Source organism: Bradyrhizobium sp. AUGA SZCCT0105 (genome assembly GCF_018129565.1).
Lineage (GTDB): Bacteria > Pseudomonadota > Alphaproteobacteria > Rhizobiales > Xanthobacteraceae > Bradyrhizobium.
On the sequence record NZ_JAFCMK010000002.1, the window covers coordinates 294,013 to 319,036 of the forward strand.

Genomic DNA, 25,024 nt, shown 5'->3' on the forward strand with positions numbered 1-25,024 from the left:
TCGCAATGAATGCACCGCACAATCCAAAGGTGTATGCGCGCATCATTGCAAGACGGCCCTTAAGAGTAAATCCGACAAACCGACAAGCCGACGAACTATTTATCCCATCGGCGCAACAAAATGCACGAAAAGCTCCATCCGATTTCGGTTCGCTCTCCGGGCCAAATTTACGTTTTTGCTACGTCTCCCGCAACCAGACCTCGCCGATCGAATGGTCGGAGCGCTTGCGCAGTACGATGTCGGCCCGCGTCCGCGTCGACAAGATGTTCTCCCTGAGATTGGCGCGATGATGCTCACGCCACAGCCGCTCCGCGACCTCGCGCGCGTCGCCGGGCGGCAGGTCCCTGTAATGGTGGAAATAGGAGGCGGGGTTTCGGAACGCGGTCGGCTGCAGCCTGAGGAAGCGCTCGACATACCAGGATTGGATGTCGGCCTCATCGGCATCGAGGTAGATCGAGAAGTCGAAGAAATCCGAGACCACCACCGGCGCCGTGCCGCGTGCCAGCAGCACGTTGAGGCCCTCGAACACCAGGATGTCCGGCTGCTGGATGACCTGCCGTTCCGACGGCACGATATCGCCGATCAGGTGCGAGTAGACGGGCAGCTCGAGCTCACCTTCACCCGCCTTGGCTGCCGCGAGAAACCGCAGCATCCGCGGCAGATCGTAGCTCTCGGGAAAGCCCTTGCGCCGCATCAGGCCGCGCTCTTCCAGAACAGCGTTGGAATGCAGGAAGCCGTCGGTCGTCACCAGCTCGACGTGCGGGTGGTCGGCCCAGCCGGCCAGCAGCGCACACAGCACACGGGCAAACGTGCTCTTGCCGACGCCGACACTCCCGGCCAACGCGACGATGTAGGGCGATGGGCGGGCCGGCCGGCCGAGAAACTCCGCCTTGACCTGCATCAGATTGCGGGCCGCCGAGAAATGCAGGTTCAACAGGCGCGTCAGCGGCAGATACACGTCGCTGACTTCGGCCGACGTAATCGGCCCGTTCAAGCCGCGAAGCGCCGTGAGATCGCCGTCCGACAGTGTCAGCGACGTGCTGGAGCGCAATGCCGCCCAGTCGCCGCGGCCGAACATCATGTAGGCGGAGAGCTCGTCGGGGTGGGTCATTCTCATCCGTTCACGGTGAGCCTGATGCATCCGATCGATCTTGCCGAGGTGAAGCCAGCGGCGTCAATGGCCCTGCGCCGGAGGCTTGATGGCAAACGAGTAGCCCGCATGAGCGAAGCGATATGCGGGAAGGTCTCTCCCCGGATATCGCTTCGCTCATCCGGGCTACAAGGTGACTGTCTCGGCCAGAATCGTAGGGCGGGTTAGCGCAAGCGTAACCCGCCGCATCTCGATGCACGGAAGGACGGCGGATTACGCCTTCGGCTAATCCGCCCTACACAATCACTCCGCGGCTTGCTGCGCCGGTGCGTCCAGTGCCGCCGAGACCTTCGGCGGCGACATCGGCAGGCTGTAGAAGCGCTTGCCGAGGGCGTTGTGGACGGCATTGGCGACCGCGGCCATGACGGGGACCAGCGGCACCTCGCCGACACCCTTGACGCCCTGCGGATGCTTCGGGTTCGGCACCTCGACCAGCGCGCAGTCGAGCATCGGGAGGTCGGAGCAGACCGGCATCCGGTAATCGAGGAAGCCCGGATTATCGACCTTGCCGTCCTTGTTGTAGATGTACTCCTCGTTCAGCGCCCAGCCGATGCCCTGCGCGACGCCGCCTTGCAGCTGGCCTTCGACATAGCTCGGATGCACGGCGCGGCCGACATCCTGCACGGCGGTGTAGCGGATCACGCGCACGATCCCGAGATCGACGTCGACCTCGACGTCGCAAATGTGCGTACCGAAACCGCCCTCGGCGCCCTGGGTGTTGAGCTGCACGCTGGCGCCGATCGGGCCGCCCTGCGACGGCGCCTTTTCGGCAAGGTCCGCGAGCGTCAACGGCTCGAACTGGCCGGCATTCGGGCTCACCGGATGCGCGGCGCCGTTCTCCCATTTCACCGCTTCAGGGTCGATCTCCCAGATCTTCGCCGCGCGCTCGCGCAAGGTGGCGATCACCTTGTCGGCCGCCTGCGTCACCACCATCGAGGAGGCGAACAGCACGCGGCTGCCGCCGGTGAGGTTGGAGAAGCCGACCGTCTGGGTGTCACCGATGATGACCGAGATCCGCTTGTAGTCGATGCCGAGCAGCTCGGCGCAGATGTTGGCGATGCCGGCGCGCGAGCCGCCGATATCTGGATGCCCTGTGGTGACGACGACATTGCCGTCCTCGGTGATGTTGACCTGCGCGGAGGATTCGCCACCGGCGTTGAACCAGAAGCCGGAGGCAACGCCCCTGCCCTGATATTTGCCGAGCGGCGCGGCGTAATGCGGATGGTTCTTGGCGGCCTCCAGCGTCTCGATATAGCCGATGCGCGGAAACACCGGGCCGTGCGCGGCCTTGGTGCCTTCCTTGGCCGCATTCTTCAGCCGCAGCGCCAACGGATCGATCTTGAGGCGTTCTGCGAGCTCGTCGAGCACGCATTCCACCGCATAGGCGCCGATCGGCGCGCCGGGTGCGCGATAGGCCGCGACCTTGGAGCGGTTGGAGCAGACGTCAAAGCCTTCCGACAGCACATGCGGAATGTCGTAGGGCGCAAAGCTGCATCCGACCGCACCGCGGATCGGCGAGCCCGGGAAGGCGCCGGCCTGCAGGTAGAAGCTGCCATGGGCGGCGACGATGGTGCCGTCCTTCTTGGCGCCGATCTTCACCGTGCTCTTCGAGCCCGAGGTCGGCCCGGTGGCGCGCATCACCTCCTCGCGGGTCATCACCATCTTGACCGGGCGGCCGGATTTCTTGGCGAGCAAGGTCGCAAGCGGTTCGAGATAGACGATGGTCTTGCCGCCGAAGCCGCCGCCGATCTCGGCGGGAATCGCGCGGATGTCGCTCTGCGGGATGCCTGTGAGCATCGAGGTCATCGCGCGCACCATGAACTGGCCCTGGCTCGACGACCAGATCGTGGTCTTGCCGTCGGCCGCGACCGAGATCAGGCAGGCATGCGGCTCGATGTAGCCCTGGTGCACCGGTCGCGTGGTGAAGGAGCGCTCAACGACGATGTCGGCGTCCTTGAAGCCTTGCGCGATGTCGCCCTTCTTGGATTCGATGCGGCCCATGATGTTCGAGGGCTTGCCGTCGAATCTGTTGAACTCGTGCAGGATCGGCGCGTCAGGCCTCAAGGCGTCGTCGATCTCGATCGCCCAGGGCAGCACCTCGTAGTCGACCTCGATCAGCTTGCAGGCTTCCGCGGCGATCGCCTCCGTGGTCGCGGCGACGGCGGCGACGGGATGGCCGGGGAACAGCGCCTTGTCGCGCGCCATCACGTTGCGGCACATCCAGCGCATGTCCTGGATGCCGAGCATCACGGCGCCCTTCTCGATCGTGAAGTCGACGATGTCACGCGAAGTGACCACCGCTTTCACGCCGGGCAGCGCCTCGGCCTTGGTGGTGTTGATCGACTTGATGCGGGCATGCGGATGCGGGCTGCGCAACACCTTGCCGCAGATCATGCCGGGCATGGTGGTGTCGGCGGCGAACGCCGCGCGGCCGGTCACCTTGTCGACGCCATCGGGCCTGATGGTGCGCTGACCGATCCATTTGTTGTTGACGACGTTCATGGCCGCATCTCCCGCATTTCGGCGGCGGTCTCCATCACCGCGCGGACGATCTTGTCGTAACCGGTGCACCGGCAGAGATTGCCGGCGAGCCAGAAGCGGACTTCCTCTTCGGTCGGATTTGAGTTCTTGGCGAGCAGCGCCTCGGAGGCGACCAGCATGCCCGAGGTGCAGATGCCGCACTGAAGCGCGGCATGCTCGAGGAACTTCTGCTGCAAGGGATGCAGCCTGTCGCCCGTGGCCATGCCCTCGATGGTCCGGATCTCGTGGCCCTCGGCCTCGGCCGCGAGCATCAGGCAGGAACAGATCAGGCTGCCGTCGAGCGTGATCGAACAGGCGCCGCAATCGCCGGAGGCGCAGCCCTCCTTGGAGCCGGTCAAGCCCAATTGTCCGCGCAAGGCGTCGAGCATGGTCTCATACGGCTCGCACAGGAATTCGACCGGCTCGCCGTTGACCGAGGTGGTGACGTGCAGTTTCGGCATGGTGCTAGTGTCCTCCGGCGCGCTGGGCGGCGATCGCGGCGGTGCGCTTGAGCAGCACGCCGGCGGTCTTTGTCCTGTAAGCAATGGTGCCGCGCTTGTCGTCGATCGGACGGCAGGCGGCGCGGCATGCCGCAGCAGCCGCCTCCAACGCGGCGTCCTCGAGCTCCGAGCCGATCAGCGCCTTTGCCGCCGGTTCAACCAGCAGCGCGGTCGGCGCCACCGCGCCGAGGCCGACGCGAGCCGCGGTGCAGACGCCGTCCTTCAAGGTCAGGCTGACGCCGATGCCGACCACCGCGATGTCCATCTCGGTGCGCGGGATCATCCGCAAGTAAGCGTCGCCCGAGCCTTTGGGCCGCGGCGGCAAGGTGAAGCTGACGAGGATCTCGCCCGGCTTGAGGTTGGTCCGTCCCGGTCCGGCCGGCACATCCTCGACCTTGAGCTCGCGGCGGCCGTTCGGGCCCTGCACGGTGACGACGGCGCCCGCCGCGATCATCGCCGGCACGCTGTCGCCGGCCGGCGAGCCGTTGCAGAGATTGCCGCCGGCGGAAGCGCGGCCCTGCACCTGCTTGGAGCCGATCAGGTTCACCGCCTCGAGCACGCCGGGCCAAACCTTGCCGAAGCGTGCGTGGTCGGCGAGCTCCATGCCGGAGACGGCAGCGCCGACGCGGAAACCGCCATTGGCGGTTTCGGTGATCTCGGTCATCTCGCCGATCTTCTTGATGTCGACGATCAATCCCGGCCGCACCAGGCCGGAGCGCATTTGCACCAATAAGTCGGTACCCCCTGCCATAATGCGGGCGGCACTCCCGGCGGCAGCAAATGCGCCGATCGCTTCATCAAGCGTGCGCGGTGCTACGTATCGGATATCGGTCATGACGGTTCTTCTGGTCTCCCTCGGCTGCTTGTTCCCTCAGGGATGTGCGGGATATGGCCTTATCGCTGGCCGGCAGACCGCAAGCCTACACGGCGGATCGCCGTCCGAACAGCCTGCGAGGTGCGGCAGGAAGCGCAGGCTCCTATGCAGGATGCGCGCTTGCGCGGTGCCGGCGGTGGCGCGCGACGCGGCCGCGGTCATCGAACGTTCACGTCACGGTCCACGCGAACCCGCCGCCGAAATCCTGAGATTGGCGGCATGGCCCTTGCTTGCTTTGCGTCACGGATTGGTGAAGCATGCAGGCCGCTGCGGCCTACGTGCCGGCGCAACGACAAAATCGGGGGACGGCGAATGGTCGATGTTTCGCGCAGAACGCTCCTCAAGCTCGCGGCCAGCGTGCCGCCGGCGATGGCGGCCCCGGCTATCCTCTCATCGAGAGCCATCGCCGCCGGCAAGGGCAAGACCATCTCGGCGGTGATGCACTCGGACCTACGCATCATCGATCCCGGTTTCACCACCGCCTACATCACCCGCGACCATGGCTACATGGTCTACGACACGCTGCTCGGCATCGATTCAAGCTTCAAGGTCCGGCCGCAGATGGCGGACTGGACGATCTCCGACGACAAGCTGACCTACACCTTCACACTGCGCGACGGCCTGAAATGGCATGACGGCGCGCCGGTCACGGCGGAGGACTGCATCGCCTCGCTGAAGCGCTGGACCGTCGTTGACGGCATGGCGCAGAAGCTGGCCGAATTCACCGCCTCCCTTGAGGCCGGCGGACCGAAGACGATCGTGCTCAAGCTCAAGGAGCCGTACGGCCTGGTGCTGGAGTCGCTGGCAAAGCCCTCCTCCTACGTCGCCTTCATGATGCCGAAGCGGCTCGCGGAGACGCCACCGGGCAAGCAGATCGCCGAGCAGATCGGTTGCGGGCCGTTCAAGTTCGTGCAGGCCGAATTCCAGCCGGGCGTGAAGGCGGTCTATGAACGGAACGCCGACTATTTGCCGCGCAAGGAAAAGCCGGATTGGCTGTCGGGCGGCAAGGTCGCGAAGGTCGATCGCGTCGAATGGATCACGATGCCCGACGCGCAGACCGCGATCAACGCGCTGCAATCCGGCGACATCGACTTCCTGGAACAGCCCTCGATCGACCTGGTGCCGGTGCTCGAAGCCAATTCCGATCTCACCGTGGCCGTGCTGAACAAGTTCGGCTTCCAGATCGAGGGCCGGATGAACTTCCTGCACCCGCCGTTCGACAATCCCAAGATCCGGCGCGCGGCATTCCTGGCGATGAACCAGAAGGACGTGCTCGACGCCACCGTCGGCAACGCAAAGTACTACGAGATCTGCGGCTCCTATTTCGCCTGCGACACGCCGCTCGCCAGCGACGCCGGCGCGGAGACGCTGATCAAGGGCAACGGCATGGCCGAGGCGAAGAAGGCGCTGGCCGCCTCGGGCTATGACGGCACGCCCGTCGTGATCATGATCCCCGGCGACGTGCAGACGCTGAAGGGGCCACCGACCGTCGCGGCGCAGCTATTGCGCACAGCCGGCTTCAACGTCGACGCGCAGGTGACCGACTGGCAGACCGTAGTGAGCCGCCGCGCCAGCCAGAAGCCGCCCAAGGAAGGCGGCTGGAACCTGTTCTTCACCTTCACAGGCGCGACCGAGGTGATGAACCCGATCGTCAACAACCAGATCGCCGCGAACGGCAAGCGGGCCTGGTTCGGCTGGCCCGAGGACGGCAAGCTCGAGCAGATGCGCGACGCCTACGCCCGCGCCACCTCACCTGAGGAGCAGAAGAAGCTCGCGGTGGAGATCCAGAAGCAAGCCTACGAGCAGGTGATCTATGTCCCGCTCGGCCAGTTCCGCCTGCCGAGCGCCTGGCGCAAATCGCTCACCGGCGTGCTGGAAGGCCCGGCGCCGCCGGTGTTCTGGAACGTCGACAAGACCGAATAGGATCGGCGGCGCGATCTTTGCGCCGCAGATCATCGTTAGGTTAGCCGCAGCACGCAGGCAGGTTGATCGGCTTTCTCCAGAACCTGGCTCGCGGAGCGAGCCTCCACCCCGGGCCGCCCCGCTGCGCGCCGCGAAAATATCGAAAACAACCCCATGCAAAGTAGCCGACGGCCGCCACCGGGCAACTTGACACGTCGGGCAAATCACCAATATATTTCTAATATTCCGAATTCATGCAAATGCCCCTCCCCCGCAAGCGCAGGGCTATCGCATATGCGCTCGATCCCTCCACAAACTCGTCATGCCCGGCCTTGTGCCGGGCATCCACGTCTTGGTTTCCGCGTGAAAAAAGACGTGGATGGCCGGGACAAGCCCGGCCATGACGATGTGGAAATAGCAGCGCCAAGCTTTCGCTGCCATATGCGATTGCCCCTCCCCGCAAGCGGGAGAGGGAGCACACTTCCCTGCTATTCGACTCGCCTGAGTATCGCCGCCTCACTGGCCGTTGGTGCGGCGCGCGGCCTTCGGTGCCTCGCCCTTCAGCTTCTCCAATGCGCCGGGCATCATCTGCCCGAACATCGAGCTCAGCATCGCGGTCGGGATCAGGCCCGCGCTGTTGCCCTCCTGCCCCTGCCCGCCCGACATCAGGAATTGCGGCACCAGCGGCTGGTTGATCCGCGTCAGCGCATCGGCGAACTTCGCGAAGTTCTGCTCGGCAAGCCGGTATTCCGGCCCGCCATAGGCATCGACCGACAACTTGGTCGCCTGCGCGTTGGCGGTACCGACCGCCAGCACCCGGTCGGCCTCGCCCTGACCTTCGAGCCGCGACTGCTCGCCGACCGCCGCTGCCGTCACCTTGCGGGTCTCGGCATCCTTCTGCGCACGGGCGAGCGCAGCCGCGCCCTCGTTCTCGTTGACCTTGACCTGGATCAGCGACTGCGTGAGTGCGGTCTGCGCCGCCGCCGTCGCCTTGGCTTCGTTGAGCGCGCGCTCCTGCACCGCGGCCTTCTCCTGCTCCTGATAGGTCTCGATCTGCTCGCGCGCGATCTGGCGCGAGCGGAGCTGGATCAGGATGTTCTCGATGGTGTGGTCGTTCGCGGCCGCGCGCGGCGTGCCGATCAACACCTCCTGTAGGTCGAGCGAATAGCCCTCGAACTTCGCTTTCATCACCTGCGCCGATTCCTCCTGGATCGCGGCGCGGTTCTGCAACAGCTCGATCAGCGTCATCTTCTGCGCGATGTTCTTGAAGAACGCGCTGACCATCGGGTCGAGCGTCTGCTCGACCAGCTTCTTCACGTCGCCGAAGCGCTGGATGATCATCGGCGCCTTCTTGTAGTCGATATGCATCACCACCGAGAGCGGCAGCGTCGGCTCGAACGCGTCCTTGGTGATCAGCGAGATCTCCGACAGGTTCTCGTCGAGCTTCATCGAACCGACCTCACCGCGTACCCATTTCAGGATGAAGTTGACGGTCGGGATCACCTCGATCTTGCCGGCATAGGTGTTGAAGGCGTACTTGCCGGGCAGCAGCGGGTCCTTCCAGACGCCGCGGCCGCCGTTGAGCACCAGCTCGCCATGGCGATACTGCTCGCCCGAGACATCGTCGGTGCGCGGGCCGGTGTAGAAGATGACGACGCCGACATTACCGACCGGGATCACCGTCTTCGGCACCGCCTCGACGGTCGCGAACAGGCGGTTGATGTACCAGGTGCCCTCGACGATGACCTGGAGCTGGCGGCCCCGATAACCGCCGGCGCGCAGGAATTTCTCGGGCTCCTGGAAATTGTTGTGGAAGGTCGCCGCGTCGCGCAGTTCGATGCCGACTTCGGGCGCGATGATCTCGCCCGGAGGCAGCGACGGGCCGTCATGCACGGTGACGATGCCGACCAGATCGTGATCGGCCGCCAGCACGACCGGCGCAAAGCCCCAACGCTCGGTGATCGTGAGTTGCATGCTCTCCAGCACGCCGCGTTCCCGCTCGCTGAGCGCATGGCCATAGACACGCTCGTCGGTGATGACGGCGAACTGCGTGGTGTTGATCGCATAGGTGCCTTCGCGCAAGATCTTGCGCTGCGGTCCCTTCTGGCCGCCGCCGAGCAGGAAGCGGCGCGCGTCCTGGAAGTCCGACTTGTCTTCGCTGTCGTTGGCGCCGAGCACCTGCGAAGGCTCCAGCGGCGCGCCGTCGCGCGCGAACACATAGGCGATCTTGCCCTGGCCGACGGTCACGAGGTCCGAGCGGTGGATCCGGTACATGAAGGGAAACATCACGTGCAGGCCGCCGCGCAGCACCTCCGGCTCGTAGCCGGCCTCGCCGTTCAGCGCGATGAAGCCGCCGTCGATCGAGCCCTTGATCGCCCACAGCTTCTCGACGATGCCGACCTGGTTGTTGGGAATGTAGCGAAATACGTTCGATATGCGCAGCAGGATCACACACGCGACCGCTGCAGCGATCCAAATGGCAGGCTGGGTTAAACCTGAACCATTAAGAAAACCGAGGAAGTCCATAGTCCATCTCCACAATTCGCAACTGGGCGGTTTGGGAGCCCAAACCTGCACCCAAGAATTGCGATGCGGAGATGTGATGCGAGGGCTAGGTGGCGCAAGGCGTGAACATTATTCGCACCGCCAATCTTTTTTTGATGACAGCATGAACCGCTGGACTGATCGCGCGACATCGATCGGCGCGAACGGCGTGCTGCGATTGCACATCATTCGCAGCGGCGCGCTTGACGCGGCGTTGGCGCGCAAGAGGCGCGAAGTCCCGGCCGGGGAGCTCACGCCTTCATAGCAATGTGGCTCGCTGATCAGCCGGGAATATGTCGACGCCGCTTCGGGCAAAACGCCCGACACATCGCGAGACCGCATGCGCGCGCCAATGCTATGGAGTCTGTTTGCTGAACCGGCGTCGCGAGAAACCGGCATGGAAGCACGCGGATTCTACCATGAGGGAATGCTTGCGTTGCAGCAGGCCGGCGCGCGCGACGTCCCGTCGACGACATCGGCAGCCGTAGAGCCGCGTGATGCGTAAGAGCTGGTACAGACCGGCAGCCGGAGCCGCAATCATCAGCCTCAGTCTGTTTGCTGCGGCCGACCTGCTCGCCGAAGACCGCAAATACGATCCCGGCGCCAGCGATAGCGAAATCAGGATCGGACAGACGATGCCCTATAGCGGCCCGGTGTCGGCTTTCTCCGTCATCGGCAAGGTGCAGGCCGCCTACTTCCGGATGATCAACGACGGCGGCGGCATCAACGGCCGCCGGATCAACCTGATCTCCTATGACGATGCCGCAACGCCGGCCAAGACGGTCGAGCAGGTTCGCAAACTCGTCGAGCGCGACGAGGTCCTGTTCACGTTCCAGGGCGTCGGTAACGCCTCAAACATTGCGGTGCAGAAATATCTCAACGACCGCCATATCCCGCAGCTGTTCGCGGGTGGGCGCGCCACGCGGTTCGAGGATCCGGTCAACTTTCCCTGGACCATGGGATTCGCGCCGAACCTGCGGACCGAGATCCGCGTCTATGCGCGGTTCATTCTCGACAATCATCCGAACGCCAGGATCGGCCTGCTCTACCAGAATGACGAGAGCGGAAAGGAGTATCTCGCGGGGCTGAAGGACGCGCTCGGCGCGCGGGCGCCGGCCATGCTGGCATCCGAAGCCCCTTATGATGCGACGGACCCGACCATCGATACGCAGGTGGTCCGGCTCAAGGCCGCAGCGGTCGATGTGCTGATCGACATGGCTGCACCGAAATTCGCCGCCCAGGCCATCCGCAAGACGGCCGAGCTCGGCTGGCAGCCGCTGCATTTGCTCGGCGTCGGCTCGTCCTCGATCGACGCGGTGCTGGTGCCGGCGGGAGTAGAGAATGCCAAAGGGCTGATCTCGGCAAGCTCGTTCAAGGAGGCCGCCGACCCGACCTGGGCCGACGATGCGGGCATGAAGCGATGGCGCGCGTTCATGGACTCGTATTATGCGGACGGCGACAGGAAGAGCCTCTTCACGGTCTACGGCTATAGCGCAGCCGAGCTCTTGGTGCGCGTGCTGCAACAATGCGGCGACGATGTCTCGCGCGACAACATCATGCGTCAGGCCGCCAGTCTGAAGGACGTCAAGCTCGACCTGCTGCTGCCGGGCCTTGCCATCAACACCAGCCGCACCGACTATCGTGTGATCAAGCAGTTCCGGATGATGCACTTCACCGGCGAACGATGGGAACCGTTCGGGCCAATCGTCGCCGACTAGAGGATCCACCGGTCATCTCGGATGCTCAACGTTTCGGGTTGCGCCCGCGAATGTGGTCGAAGCCTTGCTTGATTGCGGCGAAGCGCGCGTCGACCATCGGCTCGAATTCGAGGTCGGTGAAGATATAGGGCCAGTCGTTTTCGACGCCTTCGCGGACGAGTTCACCGACATAGTTGGGTTCTATGCCCTGAGAGATGCGCTCCCGGATCAGACTGATCTGCTCGGCACGTGGGCCTGAAGTCGGCAAGGCACGGACCGCCCCGTCGAAGCGCTTGGGGAGGTTGCGCCTTGAGTCCACGATTTGAGTGCGGATGAACCCGGGACACAGCACCGATACGCCAATCCCTCGGGGCGCGAGTTCACGCCGCAGGCCCTCGGACAGCGCGACGACGCCATACTTGGAAACGTTGTATGCATTGCTCTCCCCTGAAATAAGGCCAGCGATCGAGGCTGTGGAGACGATGTGTCCACCCTCGCCATGCTGCTCGATCAACGGGCCGAAAATCTCGATCCCCCAAATGGTCGCCATCAGGTTGACGCCCATGGTCCAATCCCATGCCGCGTCGGTCCAGGCGCCATAGGGCCCACCGCCGCCGACGCCCGCGTTGTTGACGAGGATATGCACCTTGCCGTAGCGGGCAGTCGTGGCTTCGGCGGCCGCCGCGAGCTCGGCCTTGAGCGAGACGTCGGCTTTCACGCCGTCAACATCGACGTTGGTGCGCCTCAGCTGCTCGAGCGCCGCGGACAGAGCCGCCTCTTCGATATCGCACAGCATGACTTTCACCCCCGCCTGGGCGAGAGCGGTCGCAATCCCCAATCCAATGCCCGACGCTGCACCGGTGACAAACGCAGTCTTTCCAGCGAGTTCCTTCACGCGCATTCCCCCCGTGCAAGCAGACACCCTCGCCCCAGGGCGCCAAGTGTCAACGTCCAATGTCAAAGGTGCAAGCGTCACCGGCCGCCATATGACCGCACTTTCAAGCGATTGGGAAGTGTGCGGAATGTCCACTCCTGGACCCAGAACGGAAGTCGCCTGCTTCATTCAAAATTGAGCATTGGAAACATTATCGGTTGACGACGATATTTCATACAACCAGTAATATTTGGCGATTGGTTGATCCGTAAAGCTTTGGGCTTGAGAGATATCGAATGCGGAACGGCTGCCTGACAGCGCTCGGCGTACCCGTAGGTCTGGTGATCGCTGGGGTCGGCTTATTGTGGCTCAATTTTTATACCGTTCACGTCCGCTACCGGCTCACCGTCGAGGTACAGGACGGCGACCAGATCAAGACCGGATCGAGCGTCATTGACCTCTCTTACAATATAGAGCCGAGTTGGTCTCCCAGCCAGTACAACTCATTTCCGCTGCCTGTCGGATATGCACCAACCGTCGATCTCGGCGAAAAGGGCTTGCTGTTTCTAACATTCTCGAATGCGACAAGGACAGCCGCGCAGCGTGCCGAGCGCAATGAGCAGGTTTTCTGCCTGTTTGACGATATCGGATGCCTGCCCTTTGCGGCCTATCGCTTATCCGGTGGAGCGGCCGATTATGCTCGGAAGAAGACGGCGCTTGAAGACTTGCTTCGTCAACGCGGGCCGCGCGACGTGCCATTTGTCACGCTGCCACGGCTAATACGGTTCGTCGATATCGACGGTCAGCACAGGTATGTCGATCTTCCGCCCGATGACTTAGCTGCGAATTTTGGGCCAGGCGTCCAGCTCAAACGTGTCGTCCTACAATTGACCGACGATCCAGTGACGCCGCGGCCAGAAAATTGGCCGCAATGGCTGAAGGAAAAGGGCCAGATGTCAGCTGTGCTTAAGGGGTATAAAAATGACTGACGAAAGGATGCCCCCTTTGGCCCGAAGCGGTCATTGCGTATGACCCGGTAATTGCTGCCGGATGCCTGCGAAACGTTCAATTCCCAGCATCGATTCGGACCGCCCTCGAAGCCGGCTTTTGGGGAGAAGCCGATGCGGATTCTTTGAGCGTACGCTCTATCTCGGATGCCGCCAGCGTCCGCCGATCACAACGCCTTCGGACGCGATCTTGCGATCGCCGGTCAGGTGTTCGCCGACCACGTCGACATAATCGAACTGCCCTTCCCTGATCGTGAGCAGCGTGGCGTCGCCGACGCTGCCGGGCTTGAGACTGCCGAGCTCCGGCCGCCGCAGCGCCATCGCGGCGTTGACGGTGGACGCCGCGATCACGTCCGGCAGCGACATCCCCATGCAGAGGAATTTCGACATCGTCGTCACCTGGTCGAAGGCGGGACCGTCGATGCAGAGCTGATGGATGTCGGAGGAGATGGTGTCGGGGTAGAAGCCGTTGGCGAGCATCGCACGCGCGGTCTTGAAGGCGAACGAACCCTTGCCATGGCCGATGTCGAACAGCACGCCGCGCTCGCGCGCCTCCAGCACCACCTTCTTCACCGTGCCCTGCGCGGTCGCGGGCGTGTTGGGGAACGGTCGGAACGCATGGGTCAGCACATCGCCCGGGCGCAGGCGCGCGAGCACCTCCTCGTAGCTCGGCGGCGGATGGTCGATATGCGCCATCAAGGGCATGCCGACCTGCTCGGCAACCTCGAGCGCGATCTCGAGCGGCACCAGCCCCGAGGTACCCGAGGCGAACAGGCCGACCCGCACCTTGATGCCGACGATGAGGTCGCGGTTCTCATCCGCCACGCGCGCCGCCTCGACCGGATTCATCAGCCGCAGTTCCTCGCTCTCGCCGACCATCACACGGTCCGAGAAGCCGAAGATGCCGGCATGCGAGACATGCAGATAAGCGAGGATGCGGACCTGGCTCGGCTCGATCACGTGCTTGCGGAAGCCGGCGAAATTGCCGGGACCGGCGCTGCCGGTGTCGACCGAGGTGGTGACGCCGGAGTTGCGGCAAAATTCCTCCGCGTCGATGCCGAGCGAGGTGCCGCCCCAATAGACATGGGTGTGCAGGTCGATGATCCCCGGCGAGACGATCTGCCCCGAGACATCGCGGACCTCGGTTGCGGGATCGGCCTTCAGCTCCCGGCCGACCGCGGCGACCTTGCCGCCGGCAAAGGCGACATCCGTCACCGCATCGAGTTCTTGCGACGGGTCGATCACCCGTCCGCCACGCAGAATCAAATCGAAAGGCATCGTCATCTCCGGATTTCGGCCGGCACGATGATCGACTTCGACGCCGCCTGCAAGACGTTCAGCCGACGCGGGCCTGGTGGGAAATGGGTGCGGTCACCGTCGTCGTCTGATCCGCGCTGTTGTTCGCGGCCAACTCCGCACCCGTGTCCGTCCCCTTGGCCGACGCGACGATCGCTGCAACGGCCGGATGATGCGCCGCCTCCGAGGCGGAGATAGTCTCCTGAGCCCAGCGGTACGAGGATTCGAAGATTTCCTGATGACGGTCGAAATCGGTCACGTCGACGCCATCCGGCGTCGGCGGGCGCATCACGAAGTCGAGCGGCGTCGTCGGCAGCGTATCGTAGCGCTGATGCGCAACGAGACTCCGCCACAGCACGTTGACGGCGCTCGGCGCCGCCGGCAGCGCCTTCCGCCGGAACGGCGTCAAGAGCGACGCGAGCAGCTCGAACCTTCCCGGCAGCGCGGCATAGTCGACGTCGAACATCTCGGTCGCCGGCTCGCCGAAATGGACCACCAGGTTCGGTCCGCTCTTCATCTGATGCATTTGCGCCAGCGGAACGTTGTCGACGAGGCATCCGTCGACCAGCATTGAACCGTCCTTCGTGTAGAACGGCGGCAGCAGGCCGGGGATGGCGCTGGATGCCCGCACCGCCTGCCAGAGCAGGCCGGTCCGGATCAATTCGAGATTGTGCGTCGACAGATTGGTCGCGACCGCCGCGAACGGCCGCCAGCAATCCTCGATCCGGCAGGTGTGGCCATATTGATCGGCAAGCGCCCGATCGAAGGCCTTGTGGTCAAGCAGCGCGTAGCGCGGCCAGGTCGGGCGGCGGAAGCTGCGGCTGGAGACGAAGATCTCATGCGTGCCGCGCTCGAGATGCTCGGCGTCGTAGTTCTTGGCAAAGCCTGCCGCCATCGCCGAACCGACACTGGTGCCGACGAAGATGTCGAACATCGCGCCGCGCTCGCGGAACGCCTTGTAGATGCCGACATGCGCGGTGCCGAGGCTGCCGCCGCCGCCGGCGACAAACCCGACCGCGCGGCCGCACAGGAAGCGAACCAGGCTCTCGATATCGATCTGGTCTTCGAGCGCGACATGGTGATGCATGAAGCAAGGCAGCCGCGCCAGCCAGGCCGCGGTGCCGCTGACCTCGTGCTGCCTGATATCATGAACGCGAACCAGGCGCCGCGCCGACGCCGGATGCACGGCGCAGGCGAAGCTTTCGATCTCGGTGAGAACCGGCGGCGGAGCATCACCGCGGCAGGCGAACACCACGAGGTCGGCCTGGCGAATGGTCTTGCGCGCCCATTCGGATGCTTCCGCACCACCGAAATAAGCCACCAGCGGCGCGTCGTACTCGATCCGGTTGAGCCAGTCGGCGACCTCGGACGAGTCCAGCGCGCGGCCGGGGAACATGGCCTGAATGCGCGCGAGATCGACGATCTCGGCACCTGCGGCGGCAAGGCTCAGGCGCAGCCTTTGTTCAAAGGCAGCCGGCACCGGCTCCCGTCCGCCCGCAATCAGCGCGACGGTGCGCGCCTTCGGTGACGCCCGGACGGGCAACAGGCGCGCGGTCTGGACGGCAAACCGCTGCGCAAGCGCGGCAAGCAGCGCCTCGACGATGCCGGGCGCTTCCTGGACAAGCCGCGCGTAGGCCGCGCGCGTCAGCACCAGCACGCTGGAATCGCGGATCGCGATCACATTGGCCGTGCGCGGGATGTTGGCGAAGAAGCCGATCTCGCCGACCAGCTCGCCGGCGCGAAGCTCCGCAATCGGCTCGGGATGATCGGTCCGGTGCACGGCGAGCGCGCCGTGCAGCACCAGGAACAATGAATCCGAGGCGCCGCCCTGCTCGACCAGCAGCTCGCCACGCACCAGGTCGCGCCGGGTCATCGCGCCAAAGGCGATCAGCCGCTGCTCCGCGCTGAGCGTACGGAACAGCGCGAAGTCCTCGGACAGGTTTCCCCACGCAAACGTTGCGCTCGGCGGCACACGGTTCGATTGCATGCACGGATGTTAGCGCCGGGCCGCCGTCCCGGCGAGCGATATCAGGCCGGTCCTGACGGCGGCCGGCCGGCATTCCTTGGGAGCACTGCAACAGGAATAGCGAGGCTTCCATTGGCCTGCATCACCCGACCAGCTCCGGCCACGGCACGATGGTCGACTTCACCGTCTTCATCGCCATCGCGTCCGCCACCGCGCGCGCGACGCCGTCCTCGGTGAACGGATAGATCGTCTGCATGTCGAGCCACGGATATTTGTTGCGCGTGCGGTAGAGCATGTCGACGCCGAGCGGCAGGTCGTTGCCGGTAAAGCCCCAGGAGCCGAGCACGTTGAGGTCCTTGGTGCAGATGCGGTGCCACGACGTATTGATCGAGCCGGCGTCGGTGAACTGGCCCATCTCGACATAGGTGCCGCCGTCGCGCAGCATCTCGATGCCCTCTGGGCCGGCGGTCGGATGGCCCGAGCAATCCATCACGAGGTCGGCGCCAAAGCCGCCGACGATGTCGCGCACCGCCTTGATGCGCTCCTCAGGCGTCTTCAGCCGTTCGATATCGACGGTCGCCTCGGCGCCGAACTTGCGCGCCAGCGCCAGCCGGGGCGTTTCCGGCGCGCCGACGCAGATCACCCGCCCCGCTCCCATCTCCTGCGCGGCCGCGACCGCGAGGATGCCGATCGGCCCGGAGCCCTGGATCACCACGGTGTCGCCCCAGCTGAAGCCGCCGGCGCGGGTGGCGCGGTTGAAGGCGCGAATGCAGGAGGTCAGCGGCTCCGAGAGTGCGCCCAGCCGCAGCGACATATCGTCAGGCAATTTGTAGATCTTGGTGCCGGGCAGCATGTCGAGATCGACATAGACATATTCGGCCCAGCCGCCCCACATGTGCGGCGCCTTGTCGAAGCCGAGATAGCGGCCGTAATACACCGGCGTCAGGCACTTGTTGGCGCTCTCGGGATAATGGATGCAGTAATAGCACCGGCCGCACGGCATCAAGGGCGGGATCATCACCTTCGATCCCACCTGCAGCGGCTTGCTCATGAAGTCTTCGGTGAACTCCGGGCCGCATTCGACGATCACACCGCCGAGCTCGTGGCCGAGCGTGAACGGCCATGGCAGCGGCTTCGGCCAGTGTCCCTTCAGGATGTGCAGGTCGGTTCCGCAAACGCCGCAGGCGCCGACCTTGATCAAGGCCGCCTTTTTGCCGACATCCGGCCATGGCACGGTCCGGATTACAGGCTTGGCTCCAGGTCCGTCATGCGTGCATACGCGGATCTGCTGCATCGGTTCGCTCTCCCTGTCCTTGTCATTGGGCCGGGTTCGGCCGCACCGACTTTAGGTCAGGATGATCGGGATGTCATGAACGCCTGTCATGAAGGCCTTCATGACAGACCTTGATGAAAGGCTTGGCGGGACGACGCGCTTCAAGTCTTGACCGGAGTATTTTTCCGCAAGGAAGCATCGCAAAGAACCGTTGATTGTGAACGCAACTGAGGGCCAATAGGCTTGTAGCATTGCGGGGAACGACACCATGAATCCTGGTATCGAAGGCATCGTCGGCATGTACGTCAAGCTGGGCGAGTTGGACACGCTGCAACGCATGAAGGAACATCGGCAGAACCTGCTCGACCAATGTGTCGACACCGCGCATTTCAGCTTCGACGTCACGCGATCGATCTACAAGAGCGACCTCGAGGTGATCGAAGCCGGCATCGAGAGCCTTTCGGGCGAGGTCACCGGCCATGTCGACGTCTTCAACGAGAACCGGATCGCCGGCTGGGCCCTGTACGACCAGCACCCCGACAAACGAGTCACGATCGATATCTATTTCAACGGCGATCATGTTGCCGAAGTCGTCGCCGATCAATTCCGCAGGGATCTGCTCAAGCTCAACAAGGGCGATGGGCACCACGGCTTCATGTTCGAACCGCCAGCCGGCTCCTACCAGCCGCCTTTGCAGCTCGAGATCCGCGCGGCGAAACGCAAGGTGCTCAAGGCCGTGACTGTTGAGCCACCGGCGGTGCCGGCCGAACCGGCCATGGACGCCGAAGCCAAGTAACCCGCTGCGCCGCCTTCGCACGGAGATCGTCACTTCATCGCGGTGCCGTCGGGCGCGAACGCCTCGACCTTGTCAGAGATCACGAACGACATCAGGTCGTGCCCGATCTGCTGCGACATGATGGAGGTGCGCGGCGGATTGACAGCAACGGCCGCTTCACCCCAACCTTCAGCACAATTTCAGGTTACGGAATGAAGCTGCAACCCGGGTCCGAGCGCATCTTCGCGGACGACAGCACCGACCCGCTCGACGGGCGCGTGCAATGGGCGCCGGCAAAGTCGTTGTGGCTCGGCGGCATGACCGCGGTCGCGATCGTGTTCGGGCCGCTGCTGTTCTCGTGGAGCGCGTTCGCGCTGTTCGTCGTGACCAGCGCGATCACGCTGTGCTTCGGCCATTCGGTCGGCATGCATCGCCGCCTGATCCATGCGAGCTTCGACTGCCCGCTATGGCTCGAACGGCTCTGCGTCTATCTCGGCACGCTGGTCGGGATGGCCGGCCCCTACGGCATGGTGCGGCTGCACGATTTCCGCGACTGGGCGCAACGCCAGGCGGCCTGCCACGACTACTCCTGCCACCGCGCCGGCTTCTGGCGCGATGGCTGGTGGCAATTGCACTGCACGCTCGTGCTGAAGCAGCCGCCGGTCTTCCGGGTCGAACCGCGGCTCGCCAACGACCGCTTCTATGCCTTCGTCGAACGAAGCTGGATGTGGCAGCAATTGCCCTGGGCGCTGCTGTTCTTTGCGATCGGCTCGTGGAGCTGGCTGGTCTGGGGCATCTGCGTCCGGGTCGCCGTCTGCGTCACCGGTCACTGGCTGATCGGTCACTACTCGCATCGCAAGGGCGGACAGACCTGGGTCATCGAGGCGTTGCAGCCCAGGGCTACAATGTCGGCATCGCCGGGCTGATCAGCATGGGCGAGAGCTGGCACAACAATCACCACGCCTATCCGGGCTCCGCCAAGCTCGGGCTGTTGCCGGGCCAGATCGATCTCGGCTGGTGGCTGATCAAGGCGTTCGAGGCAGCAGGCCTCGCCAGCAACATCAAGACGCCAGACAACCTCGCGCCGCGCCCGGGCTCGCGCCGCGTCGGCGGTCCTGATAACGCCGATGCGGTCGCACCGGGACATCGCGGCCCTGCGTTGTTCCCATAACCTGCACGCACGGATCGCCATTGCGGAGCTGTCGCGATGCCGCTATATCGCCCGTGTCGGAAAAGGCAGACTTGGTTTGGTAAGCCCAAGTCCTTTCGAAATCGAAGTCGTTTCGAAAACGAAAGCTCTGGTCTCCCGCTGCGTGCATGAGATCCCCACGACGAACACCGGACGCTGTCGAAGCGTCCATTGTTCGTCCGTGTGGTTCTCAATCCGACGAACCGCTCCGGTCGAACATCGACAAAGGAGTAGTTCGTGCACCAGCCCCTTCCCCATGATGTCGTGATTGCCGGCGCCGGCCCGGTCGGACTGCTGCTCGCCTGCGAGCTGCGGCTCGCAAAGCTCTCAGTCCTGGTGCTCGAGCAGGCCACAGACCCGCGCTCGCCGTTGAAACGGCTGCCGTTCGGCATGCGCGGCCTCTCGGCGCCCAGCATCGAGGCCCTCTATCGTCGCGGGATGCTGGACGAGATCGCGGCGCCGCCGCGTGCGAATGATGGCTCGGGCAGCAATGCGTCGAACGGCGCGCATTGGATGCAGCAGCCGCGCCGCCCGGCGGGCCATTTCGCCGGCATCCAGTTTTATCACGACGATATCGACACTGCGAAATGGCCGTTTCGCCTGCCGGGTCCGGCCGGCACCAGCATGGCGGTCGACATGGAGTCGCTCGAATCCGCGCTCGCCGCGCGCGCAATCGCGATGGATGTCGAGATCAGGCGCGGCGCGGCCGTCGAGGCGTTCGATCAGTCGGATGACGGCGTGATCGTTCGCGCCGGCGGCGAGACGTTTCATGGACGCTGGCTGGTCGGTTGTGACGGCGGGCGCAGCACGGTGCGCAAGGCCGGCGGCTTTGAATTTGTCGGCACCGATCCGGAGTTCACCGGCTATTCGGTCGAGGTCGAGATCGCCGATCCGGACACGCTCCGCCCGGGCCGCCACTACACGCCGACCGGCATGTATACCTACGCGCGGCCCGGCACCATCGCGATGGTCGATTTCGACGGCGGCGCCTTCCACCGCACCCAAGAGATCACGCGCGAGCATGTGCAGGCGGTGCTGCGCCGTGTCTCCGGGACCGACGTGACGTTGACGGCGCTCCAGCTTGCCACCACCTGGACCGATCGCGCCTGTCACGCGACGGCTTACCGGAGGGGACGCGTGCTGCTCGCCGGCGATGCCGCGCACATCCATTCCCCGCTAGGCGGCCAGGGCCTCAACCTCGGGCTCGGCGATGCGATGAATCTCGGCTGGAAGCTCGCGGCCACGATCCGCGGCGACGCGCAGGCCGGTCTGCTCGACAGCTATTGCAGCGAACGGCATCCGGTGGGCGCGCAGATCCTCGACTGGTCGCGCGCCCAGGTCGCGCTGATGCGGCCGAGCCGGAGCTCGCGCGCGCTCGAAGCCATCATCCGCGATCTGATCGCGACGCCCGACGGCGCGACCTATTTTGCCGAGCGCGTGTGGGGCGTCTCGCTGCGCTACGATCTTGGCGGCGACCATCCGCTGGTGGGCCGCAGCGCGCCCGACTTCGCGCTCGCCTGCGGGACGAGGCTCGGCGAATTGCTCAGAGACGGGCGCGGCCTGCTGCTCGACTTCGAGCCGCGCTCCCCTCTGCGCGCGTTGGCCGAGCGTTGGTGCGGGCGGATCGGCTATCTCACTAGCGATGCCCTGGATCGGCTGGGCTTGAACGCGGTGCTGGTGCGCCCCGACGGGTTTGTGGCTTGGGCCACAGACATCGAACCGGATCTGGAGGAGACTGCTCAAGCCGCAGCGCGATGGTTCGGAGAACCTGACGCGGCATCTGAATGAGCCTAACGTCCCTGGATACGGCGCACGTGAGCTTCACTTGTCACTCTCGCTCCGTGTCCGGGTTCCCTTTCACAACCGTAACGCCCCGTTAACCCTATCAGCCTTAGGGTCGTCGGGGCTCCGAATGGACGGTGGCCGGGTTTGTTGTGATGTCGTTTGCACAAAAGAAAACTACCGTCGTCCCCGTTGCCGAGGAGCGGCGGCGCTTCCAGCGCGTCAAGGTGCACCTGCTCGGCCGCTACATGCTGCCCGACCGGCGCGAGTTTCCCTGCCAGATTATCAACATGTCCCCGGGCGGCCTCGCGCTGTTGGCACCCGGCATCGGCAATGTCGGCGACCGAGTGATCGCCTATCTCGACCATATCGGCCGGGTCGAGGGCCGCATCACCCGCATCATCGACAACGGCTTTGCGATGACGATCGGCGCCACCGCGCGCAAGCGCGACAAGCTCGCCGCCCAGCTCACCTGGCTCGCCAACCGCGACATCCTCAATCTGCCCGAGGATCGCCGCCACGACCGTATCGTGCCGCGCAACCCGATTGCCCTGCTCACCCAGGAAGACGGCTCGCGGATGACCTGCCGCATCATCGACCTTTCGCTGTCCGGTGCTGCGATCGCCGCGGAGAACCGCCCGCCGCTGAAGTCGCTCGTGATGCTCGGCAGGGTGCAGGCGCGTGTGGTGCGAAATCTCGAGGAAGGCTTCGCGCTCGAGTTCGTCCACGAGCAGTCGGCGGAAACGCTCGAAGAGAGCGTTACCGCGAGGTAAAGCGAAAAACCGCTCAAGTCGCCCGTTTTCAGCCCGCGAAGGCGGCCTCCGGTGCACCCGGTGGCCGCCTTCGGCGCGTTTGGCGCAGTAAAATCGGCGGTTAACGGCCAGAGCGTTTGAGGCAACAAACCGTGCAAGCGCAGCGTTTGCCGCGTTAATAGATAAAATTTGAATCAATTGCAGATGTTTCAAATTTTACGCAAATTAGATTCAAGTAAAGATCGAATTCGCCGCAGCTTTTACCAGTATTCGCGTCAAATCTACTTCGCGCACTTAGCGGCGGCGCAAAAGCTTTGTGCGAAACGTGGTCCCAACAAGAAGAACGGGGGCCACGATGTTTGGGTTCAGGGGACAGGGGAAAGGTTTGGCGGTTGCCGCCATTCTGTTTGCGACGTGCGTGTCGGCCAAGGCCGGCGACGTGGTCTACGCCAGCCTGGGTGACGTTGCGCGCTCGCCGATCGGCTGGGTCGAATTCTGCGCCGACAATCCCGCCGAGTGCCGCGGCGGCAAGACGCAACCACGCGACATCGTGTTGTCGCAGACCGCTTGGCGCGACCTCGTGCGGGTCAACAAGTGGGTCAACGAATCCATCAAGCCGATGACCGACATGGATCATTGGGGCGTGATCGAGAAATGGTCGTTGCCATCAGACGGCTACGGCGACTGCGAGGACTACGTGCTCCTGAAGCGCAAGATGCTGATGGACGCCGGCTGGCCGCGCGAGGCGCTGTTGATCACGGTGGTCCGCGACAAGAAGGGCGAAGGCCACGCGGTGCTGACCGTGAAGACCGACAAGGGCGAATTCGTGCTCGACAATCAGAACGAGAGCATCGTCGCCTGGACGGAGACCGGCTACCGCTTCGTCAAGCGGCAATCGCAGAGCGATCCCAACGTGTGGGTCTCGCTCGGCGACAACCGCCCGGCAGTTTCAACCGCAAGCTCGCGCTGAGCGGCAACAAGCAATCGAGTTCGCGACCCGGTCACATCCCCACCCCTCCCCGTCCCAGACCGGTTCGCGCGCGCCCACCCTTCCCCCAAAGGGTGGGCGCAACCTTTTTGAGGGGACACGGTGACCGATCAGAAGAACCGATCGAGGAAGGCCGCCGTCTGGTCCGAGATGCCGACGATCTTGTTGGTGGCCTGGCGGTAGAATTTGAAATTGAGCTCGGTCTCGGGCCGCCCGTCGTCCCAATCCTTGAAGCGCTTGAGCGCGTCGCGTCCCAGCGGCCGCTTCGACAGCGCAACACTCCTGACCGCGATGCTGACACGCGGCGTTTGCCTGGCGTTACCCGGCTTGCGCGGCACCGGTTCGACGGAGGTCACCACCGCGCGGGCGATCAGGCCGTTGCCGCCCTCGTTCTCGCTCGCGAACACGAACACGATGTCGTCGGCCGCGATGTGCTTGCCGCCATACATGGTCTTCTGCGCGGTGAAGACGAACGTATTCGCCCGCGGTTCGGAGATCTCGGTCTTGATCGCAAACGCCATCGCATGCCCTGCACCGGTACGCTCGGCCATCCGGCGCCCCAAGCTTGACATCCTAACATCCGCTCTATTGAATTGAATTCAATTCAAGAAACGGGCAAGCGATGGGCGTAACGAGCCAGGGGACACGCGAGCGGCTGCTCGCCGCAGCCCAACGGGAGCTGATCGAAGGCCAAGGGCATCTCGAGATGCAGGCCGTCGCGAGACGGGCCCAGGTCTCGGTCGGGCTCGCCTATCACCACTTCGGATCGAAGGCCGGCCTGATCGCCGCCGTGGTCGAAGACTTCTATGAACATCTGGATGAGGCCGCCTTCGGCGGCGCCAAACTGCCCGCCAGCAACTGGGCCGACCGGGAGAAGGCGCGGATCGGCGCCTATGTCGCCTTTCACTATGAGCACCCGTTTGCGCCGCTGGTGATCGGACCGCTGAGCCGGGCGCCCGAAGTGCTTGATGTCGAGACCGCCTTCACCAGCCGCCAGCTTGCAGGCGGTGCGCGCATGCTGGAAGCCGCGCAGCGCGACGGGATCGTACCTGGCAACCTCGACCCTCACCTCACCATCGCGCTGATGATCGGCGGCATCCGCCAGGCGCTGATCGGCGCGCTCACTGCCGACCGGCGGCCGGATCCGGCAAGGCTGACCGGCGACATCTGGGCCTTCATGGCCGCGGCGCTGCGCCTGACTGCCAAGTCCCCGCCGGTGAGGCCAAAAGCCACGCGGCGCAGCCGCTTCTAACGTTCAACTATAACCCCAAGGTCGGTGGCCATCTTGTTCAACCCGCATGATTTTCACACGCCGCAATCGTCCTACAGCAAGCCGGATCTGCTGCGCTCGAGCGCGGGCGGCTATTTCGGCCCCGGCAATGCGCAGCTGCCGGCGCCACCGATGCTGATGATGGATCGCATCACCGACATCGGCATCGACGGCGGCGCCTTCGGCAAGGGCCGCGTCGCCGCTGAACTGGACGTTGCACCGGACCATTGGTTCTTCGCCTGTCACTTTGCCGGCGACCCCGTGATGCCCGGCTGCCTCGGGCTCGACGCGATGTGGCAGATCATCGGCTTCTGGCTCGGCTGGTCGGGCTCGCCGGGCAAAGGCCGCGCGCTCGGGGTCGGCGAGGTCAAGTTCAGGGGCCACATCACGCCGGGCGTCAGGCTCGTGCGCTATGAGGTCGACATGCGTCAGATCAGGCGCGGCCGGCTGGTGCTGGGCATCGCCGACGGCCGCGTGCTCGCCGACGGCGCGTGCGTCTATCTGGCGAAGGACATGAGGGTCGGCCTGATCGCGCCTACGGACTGAGCCACGGACGCGCGCCGGACAGTCCCGTTTTGAGGCAGGAGCCCCCGGAATTTGCGGCGAGTTTTGCACTCCCCTCGCCACCTGCTTGAATCCCCGGGGGTTTTGCCCGCGCCGAGGTT

The 25,024-nt window shown here is 64.5% G+C and carries 21 protein-coding genes; 11 read left to right on the forward strand and 10 right to left on the reverse strand.

The genetic code is table 11. From position 1 onward, the window contains the following. Positions 1-178: 178 nt before the first annotated feature. The 4 genes from coaA to JQ573_RS10415 form a co-directional block, all read right to left on the reverse strand. Entirely contained in the window at positions 179-1,141 is a 963-nt protein-coding gene (gene coaA / locus JQ573_RS10400; RefSeq protein WP_409334664.1) for a type I pantothenate kinase, read from the reverse strand. 252 nt (positions 1,142-1,393) lie between these two features. Next, positions 1,394-3,652, reverse strand: coding sequence for a xanthine dehydrogenase family protein molybdopterin-binding subunit (locus JQ573_RS10405; protein WP_212309854.1), 2,259 nt, complete (start codon positions 3,650-3,652; stop codon positions 1,394-1,396). After that, a complete protein-coding gene (locus tag JQ573_RS10410; RefSeq protein WP_212309855.1) occupies positions 3,649-4,131 on the reverse strand; it encodes a (2Fe-2S)-binding protein in 483 nt (160 codons plus the stop codon). Before JQ573_RS10410 ends, JQ573_RS10405 begins: the two co-directional genes overlap by 4 nt. A 4-nt stretch (positions 4,132-4,135) precedes the next feature. Further along, entirely contained in the window at positions 4,136-4,996 is an 861-nt protein-coding gene (locus JQ573_RS10415) for a xanthine dehydrogenase family protein subunit M (protein WP_212310733.1), read from the reverse strand. Between the two features lie 360 nt (positions 4,997-5,356). On the opposite strand from JQ573_RS10415, the gene JQ573_RS10420 reads away from it, so the two are divergent. After that, positions 5,357-6,967 (forward strand): ABC transporter substrate-binding protein, encoded by a 1,611-nt coding sequence (locus tag JQ573_RS10420; protein WP_212309856.1) that lies wholly within the window; start codon positions 5,357-5,359, stop codon positions 6,965-6,967. A gap of 495 nt (positions 6,968-7,462) precedes the next feature. On the opposite strand, the gene JQ573_RS10425 is transcribed toward JQ573_RS10420, so the two are convergent. Then, the gene (locus tag JQ573_RS10425; RefSeq protein WP_212309857.1) at positions 7,463-9,472 is read right to left on the reverse strand and encodes an SPFH domain-containing protein; all 2,010 of its coding nucleotides are present in this window, start codon (positions 9,470-9,472) and stop codon (positions 7,463-7,465) included. A gap of 515 nt (positions 9,473-9,987) precedes the next feature. On the opposite strand from JQ573_RS10425, the gene JQ573_RS10430 reads away from it, so the two are divergent. Further along, the gene (locus tag JQ573_RS10430) at positions 9,988-11,208 is read left to right on the forward strand and encodes an ABC transporter substrate-binding protein (protein WP_212309858.1); all 1,221 of its coding nucleotides are present in this window, start codon (positions 9,988-9,990) and stop codon (positions 11,206-11,208) included. A 25-nt stretch (positions 11,209-11,233) separates the two neighbouring features. On the opposite strand, the gene JQ573_RS10435 is transcribed toward JQ573_RS10430, so the two are convergent. Continuing rightward, entirely contained in the window at positions 11,234-12,082 is an 849-nt protein-coding gene (locus tag JQ573_RS10435) for an SDR family NAD(P)-dependent oxidoreductase (protein ID WP_212309859.1), read from the reverse strand. Between the two features lie 275 nt (positions 12,083-12,357). Between JQ573_RS10435 and JQ573_RS10440 the strand changes: the two genes are divergently transcribed. After that, positions 12,358-13,050 carry a hypothetical protein gene (locus tag JQ573_RS10440; RefSeq protein ID WP_212309860.1) on the forward strand — a complete coding sequence of 231 codons (693 nt, stop codon included), beginning with the start codon at positions 12,358-12,360 and terminating at the stop codon, positions 13,048-13,050. 156 nt (positions 13,051-13,206) lie between these two features. Here the strand turns inward: JQ573_RS10440 and JQ573_RS10445 are convergent, their stop codons facing one another. The 3 genes from JQ573_RS10445 to JQ573_RS10455 form a co-directional block, all read right to left on the reverse strand. Further along, positions 13,207-14,346 (reverse strand): amidohydrolase/deacetylase family metallohydrolase, encoded by a 1,140-nt coding sequence (locus JQ573_RS10445; protein WP_212309861.1) that lies wholly within the window; start codon positions 14,344-14,346, stop codon positions 13,207-13,209. A gap of 58 nt (positions 14,347-14,404) precedes the next feature. After that, positions 14,405-16,351, reverse strand: coding sequence for a cyclic nucleotide-binding and patatin-like phospholipase domain-containing protein (locus JQ573_RS10450; RefSeq protein ID WP_212309862.1), 1,947 nt, complete (start codon positions 16,349-16,351; stop codon positions 14,405-14,407). A gap of 121 nt (positions 16,352-16,472) precedes the next feature. Beyond that, positions 16,473-17,624 carry a zinc-binding dehydrogenase gene (locus tag JQ573_RS10455; protein WP_212309863.1) on the reverse strand — a complete coding sequence of 384 codons (1,152 nt, stop codon included), beginning with the start codon at positions 17,622-17,624 and terminating at the stop codon, positions 16,473-16,475. 247 nt (positions 17,625-17,871) lie between these two features. Here JQ573_RS10455 and JQ573_RS10460 point away from each other — a divergent pair, with 247 nt between their 5' ends. The 6 genes from JQ573_RS10460 (at position 17,872) to JQ573_RS10480 (ending at position 23,071) form a co-directional block, all read left to right on the forward strand. Beyond that, entirely contained in the window at positions 17,872-18,399 is a 528-nt protein-coding gene (locus JQ573_RS10460; protein WP_212309864.1) for a hypothetical protein, read from the forward strand. A 191-nt stretch (positions 18,400-18,590) separates the two neighbouring features. Next, the gene (locus JQ573_RS10465) at positions 18,591-19,304 is read left to right on the forward strand and encodes an acyl-CoA desaturase (protein WP_249131592.1); all 714 of its coding nucleotides are present in this window, start codon (positions 18,591-18,593) and stop codon (positions 19,302-19,304) included. Positions 19,305-19,309: 5 nt separating this feature from the next. Continuing rightward, positions 19,310-19,549, forward strand: coding sequence for a hypothetical protein (locus JQ573_RS40125; protein ID WP_249131594.1), 240 nt, complete (start codon positions 19,310-19,312; stop codon positions 19,547-19,549). Between the two features lie 255 nt (positions 19,550-19,804). Continuing rightward, a complete protein-coding gene (locus JQ573_RS10470; RefSeq protein WP_212309865.1) occupies positions 19,805-21,355 on the forward strand; it encodes an FAD-dependent monooxygenase in 1,551 nt (516 codons plus the stop codon). Between the two features lie 149 nt (positions 21,356-21,504). Then, positions 21,505-22,122 (forward strand): PilZ domain-containing protein, encoded by a 618-nt coding sequence (locus JQ573_RS10475; RefSeq protein WP_092115166.1) that lies wholly within the window; start codon positions 21,505-21,507, stop codon positions 22,120-22,122. A gap of 334 nt (positions 22,123-22,456) precedes the next feature. Beyond that, positions 22,457-23,071, forward strand: coding sequence for a transglutaminase-like cysteine peptidase (locus JQ573_RS10480; RefSeq protein ID WP_092115167.1), 615 nt, complete (start codon positions 22,457-22,459; stop codon positions 23,069-23,071). Between the two features lie 128 nt (positions 23,072-23,199). On the opposite strand, the gene JQ573_RS10485 is transcribed toward JQ573_RS10480, so the two are convergent. Next, positions 23,200-23,640 (reverse strand): hypothetical protein, encoded by a 441-nt coding sequence (locus JQ573_RS10485; protein ID WP_249131596.1) that lies wholly within the window; start codon positions 23,638-23,640, stop codon positions 23,200-23,202. 71 nt (positions 23,641-23,711) lie between these two features. Between JQ573_RS10485 and JQ573_RS10490 the strand changes: the two genes are divergently transcribed. Both JQ573_RS10490 and fabA read left to right on the forward strand, forming a co-directional pair. Beyond that, a complete protein-coding gene (locus JQ573_RS10490) occupies positions 23,712-24,341 on the forward strand; it encodes a TetR/AcrR family transcriptional regulator (RefSeq protein WP_212309866.1) in 630 nt (209 codons plus the stop codon). Positions 24,342-24,365: 24 nt separating this feature from the next. Next, complete coding sequence (gene fabA / locus JQ573_RS10495) at positions 24,366-24,905, forward strand: bifunctional 3-hydroxydecanoyl-ACP dehydratase/trans-2-decenoyl-ACP isomerase (protein ID WP_409334663.1); 540 nt, start codon at positions 24,366-24,368, stop codon at positions 24,903-24,905. Positions 24,906-25,024: the final 119 nt, after the last annotated feature.

What these genes read in the sequence shown, in the direction of transcription:
- JQ573_RS10410 (WP_212309855.1), bottom strand. Translation starts at nt 4,131, where the DNA reads ATGCCGAAACTGCACGTCACCACCTCGGTCAACGGCGAGCCGGTCGAA.
- JQ573_RS10445 (WP_212309861.1), bottom strand. Translation starts at nt 14,346, where the DNA reads ATGCCTTTCGATTTGATTCTGCGTGGCGGACGGGTGATCGACCCGTCG.
- JQ573_RS10465 (WP_249131592.1), top strand. Translation starts at nt 18,591, where the DNA reads ATGAAGCTGCAACCCGGGTCCGAGCGCATCTTCGCGGACGACAGCACC.
- JQ573_RS10475 (WP_092115166.1), top strand. Translation starts at nt 21,505, where the DNA reads ATGTCGTTTGCACAAAAGAAAACTACCGTCGTCCCCGTTGCCGAGGAG.
- JQ573_RS10420 (WP_212309856.1), top strand. Translation starts at nt 5,357, where the DNA reads ATGGTCGATGTTTCGCGCAGAACGCTCCTCAAGCTCGCGGCCAGCGTG.
- JQ573_RS10405 (WP_212309854.1), bottom strand. Translation starts at nt 3,652, where the DNA reads ATGAACGTCGTCAACAACAAATGGATCGGTCAGCGCACCATCAGGCCC.
- JQ573_RS10440 (WP_212309860.1), top strand. Translation starts at nt 12,358, where the DNA reads ATGCGGAACGGCTGCCTGACAGCGCTCGGCGTACCCGTAGGTCTGGTG.
- coaA (WP_409334664.1), bottom strand. Translation starts at nt 1,141, where the DNA reads ATGCATCAGGCTCACCGTGAACGGATGAGAATGACCCACCCCGACGAG.
- JQ573_RS10425 (WP_212309857.1), bottom strand. Translation starts at nt 9,472, where the DNA reads ATGGACTTCCTCGGTTTTCTTAATGGTTCAGGTTTAACCCAGCCTGCC.
- JQ573_RS10490 (WP_212309866.1), top strand. Translation starts at nt 23,712, where the DNA reads ATGGGCGTAACGAGCCAGGGGACACGCGAGCGGCTGCTCGCCGCAGCC.
- JQ573_RS10430 (WP_212309858.1), top strand. Translation starts at nt 9,988, where the DNA reads ATGCGTAAGAGCTGGTACAGACCGGCAGCCGGAGCCGCAATCATCAGC.
- JQ573_RS10450 (WP_212309862.1), bottom strand. Translation starts at nt 16,351, where the DNA reads ATGCAATCGAACCGTGTGCCGCCGAGCGCAACGTTTGCGTGGGGAAAC.
- JQ573_RS10460 (WP_212309864.1), top strand. Translation starts at nt 17,872, where the DNA reads ATGAATCCTGGTATCGAAGGCATCGTCGGCATGTACGTCAAGCTGGGC.
- JQ573_RS10455 (WP_212309863.1), bottom strand. Translation starts at nt 17,624, where the DNA reads ATGCAGCAGATCCGCGTATGCACGCATGACGGACCTGGAGCCAAGCCT.
- JQ573_RS10485 (WP_249131596.1), bottom strand. Translation starts at nt 23,640, where the DNA reads ATGGCCGAGCGTACCGGTGCAGGGCATGCGATGGCGTTTGCGATCAAG.
- JQ573_RS10480 (WP_092115167.1), top strand. Translation starts at nt 22,457, where the DNA reads ATGTTTGGGTTCAGGGGACAGGGGAAAGGTTTGGCGGTTGCCGCCATT.
- JQ573_RS40125 (WP_249131594.1), top strand. Translation starts at nt 19,310, where the DNA reads ATGGGCGAGAGCTGGCACAACAATCACCACGCCTATCCGGGCTCCGCC.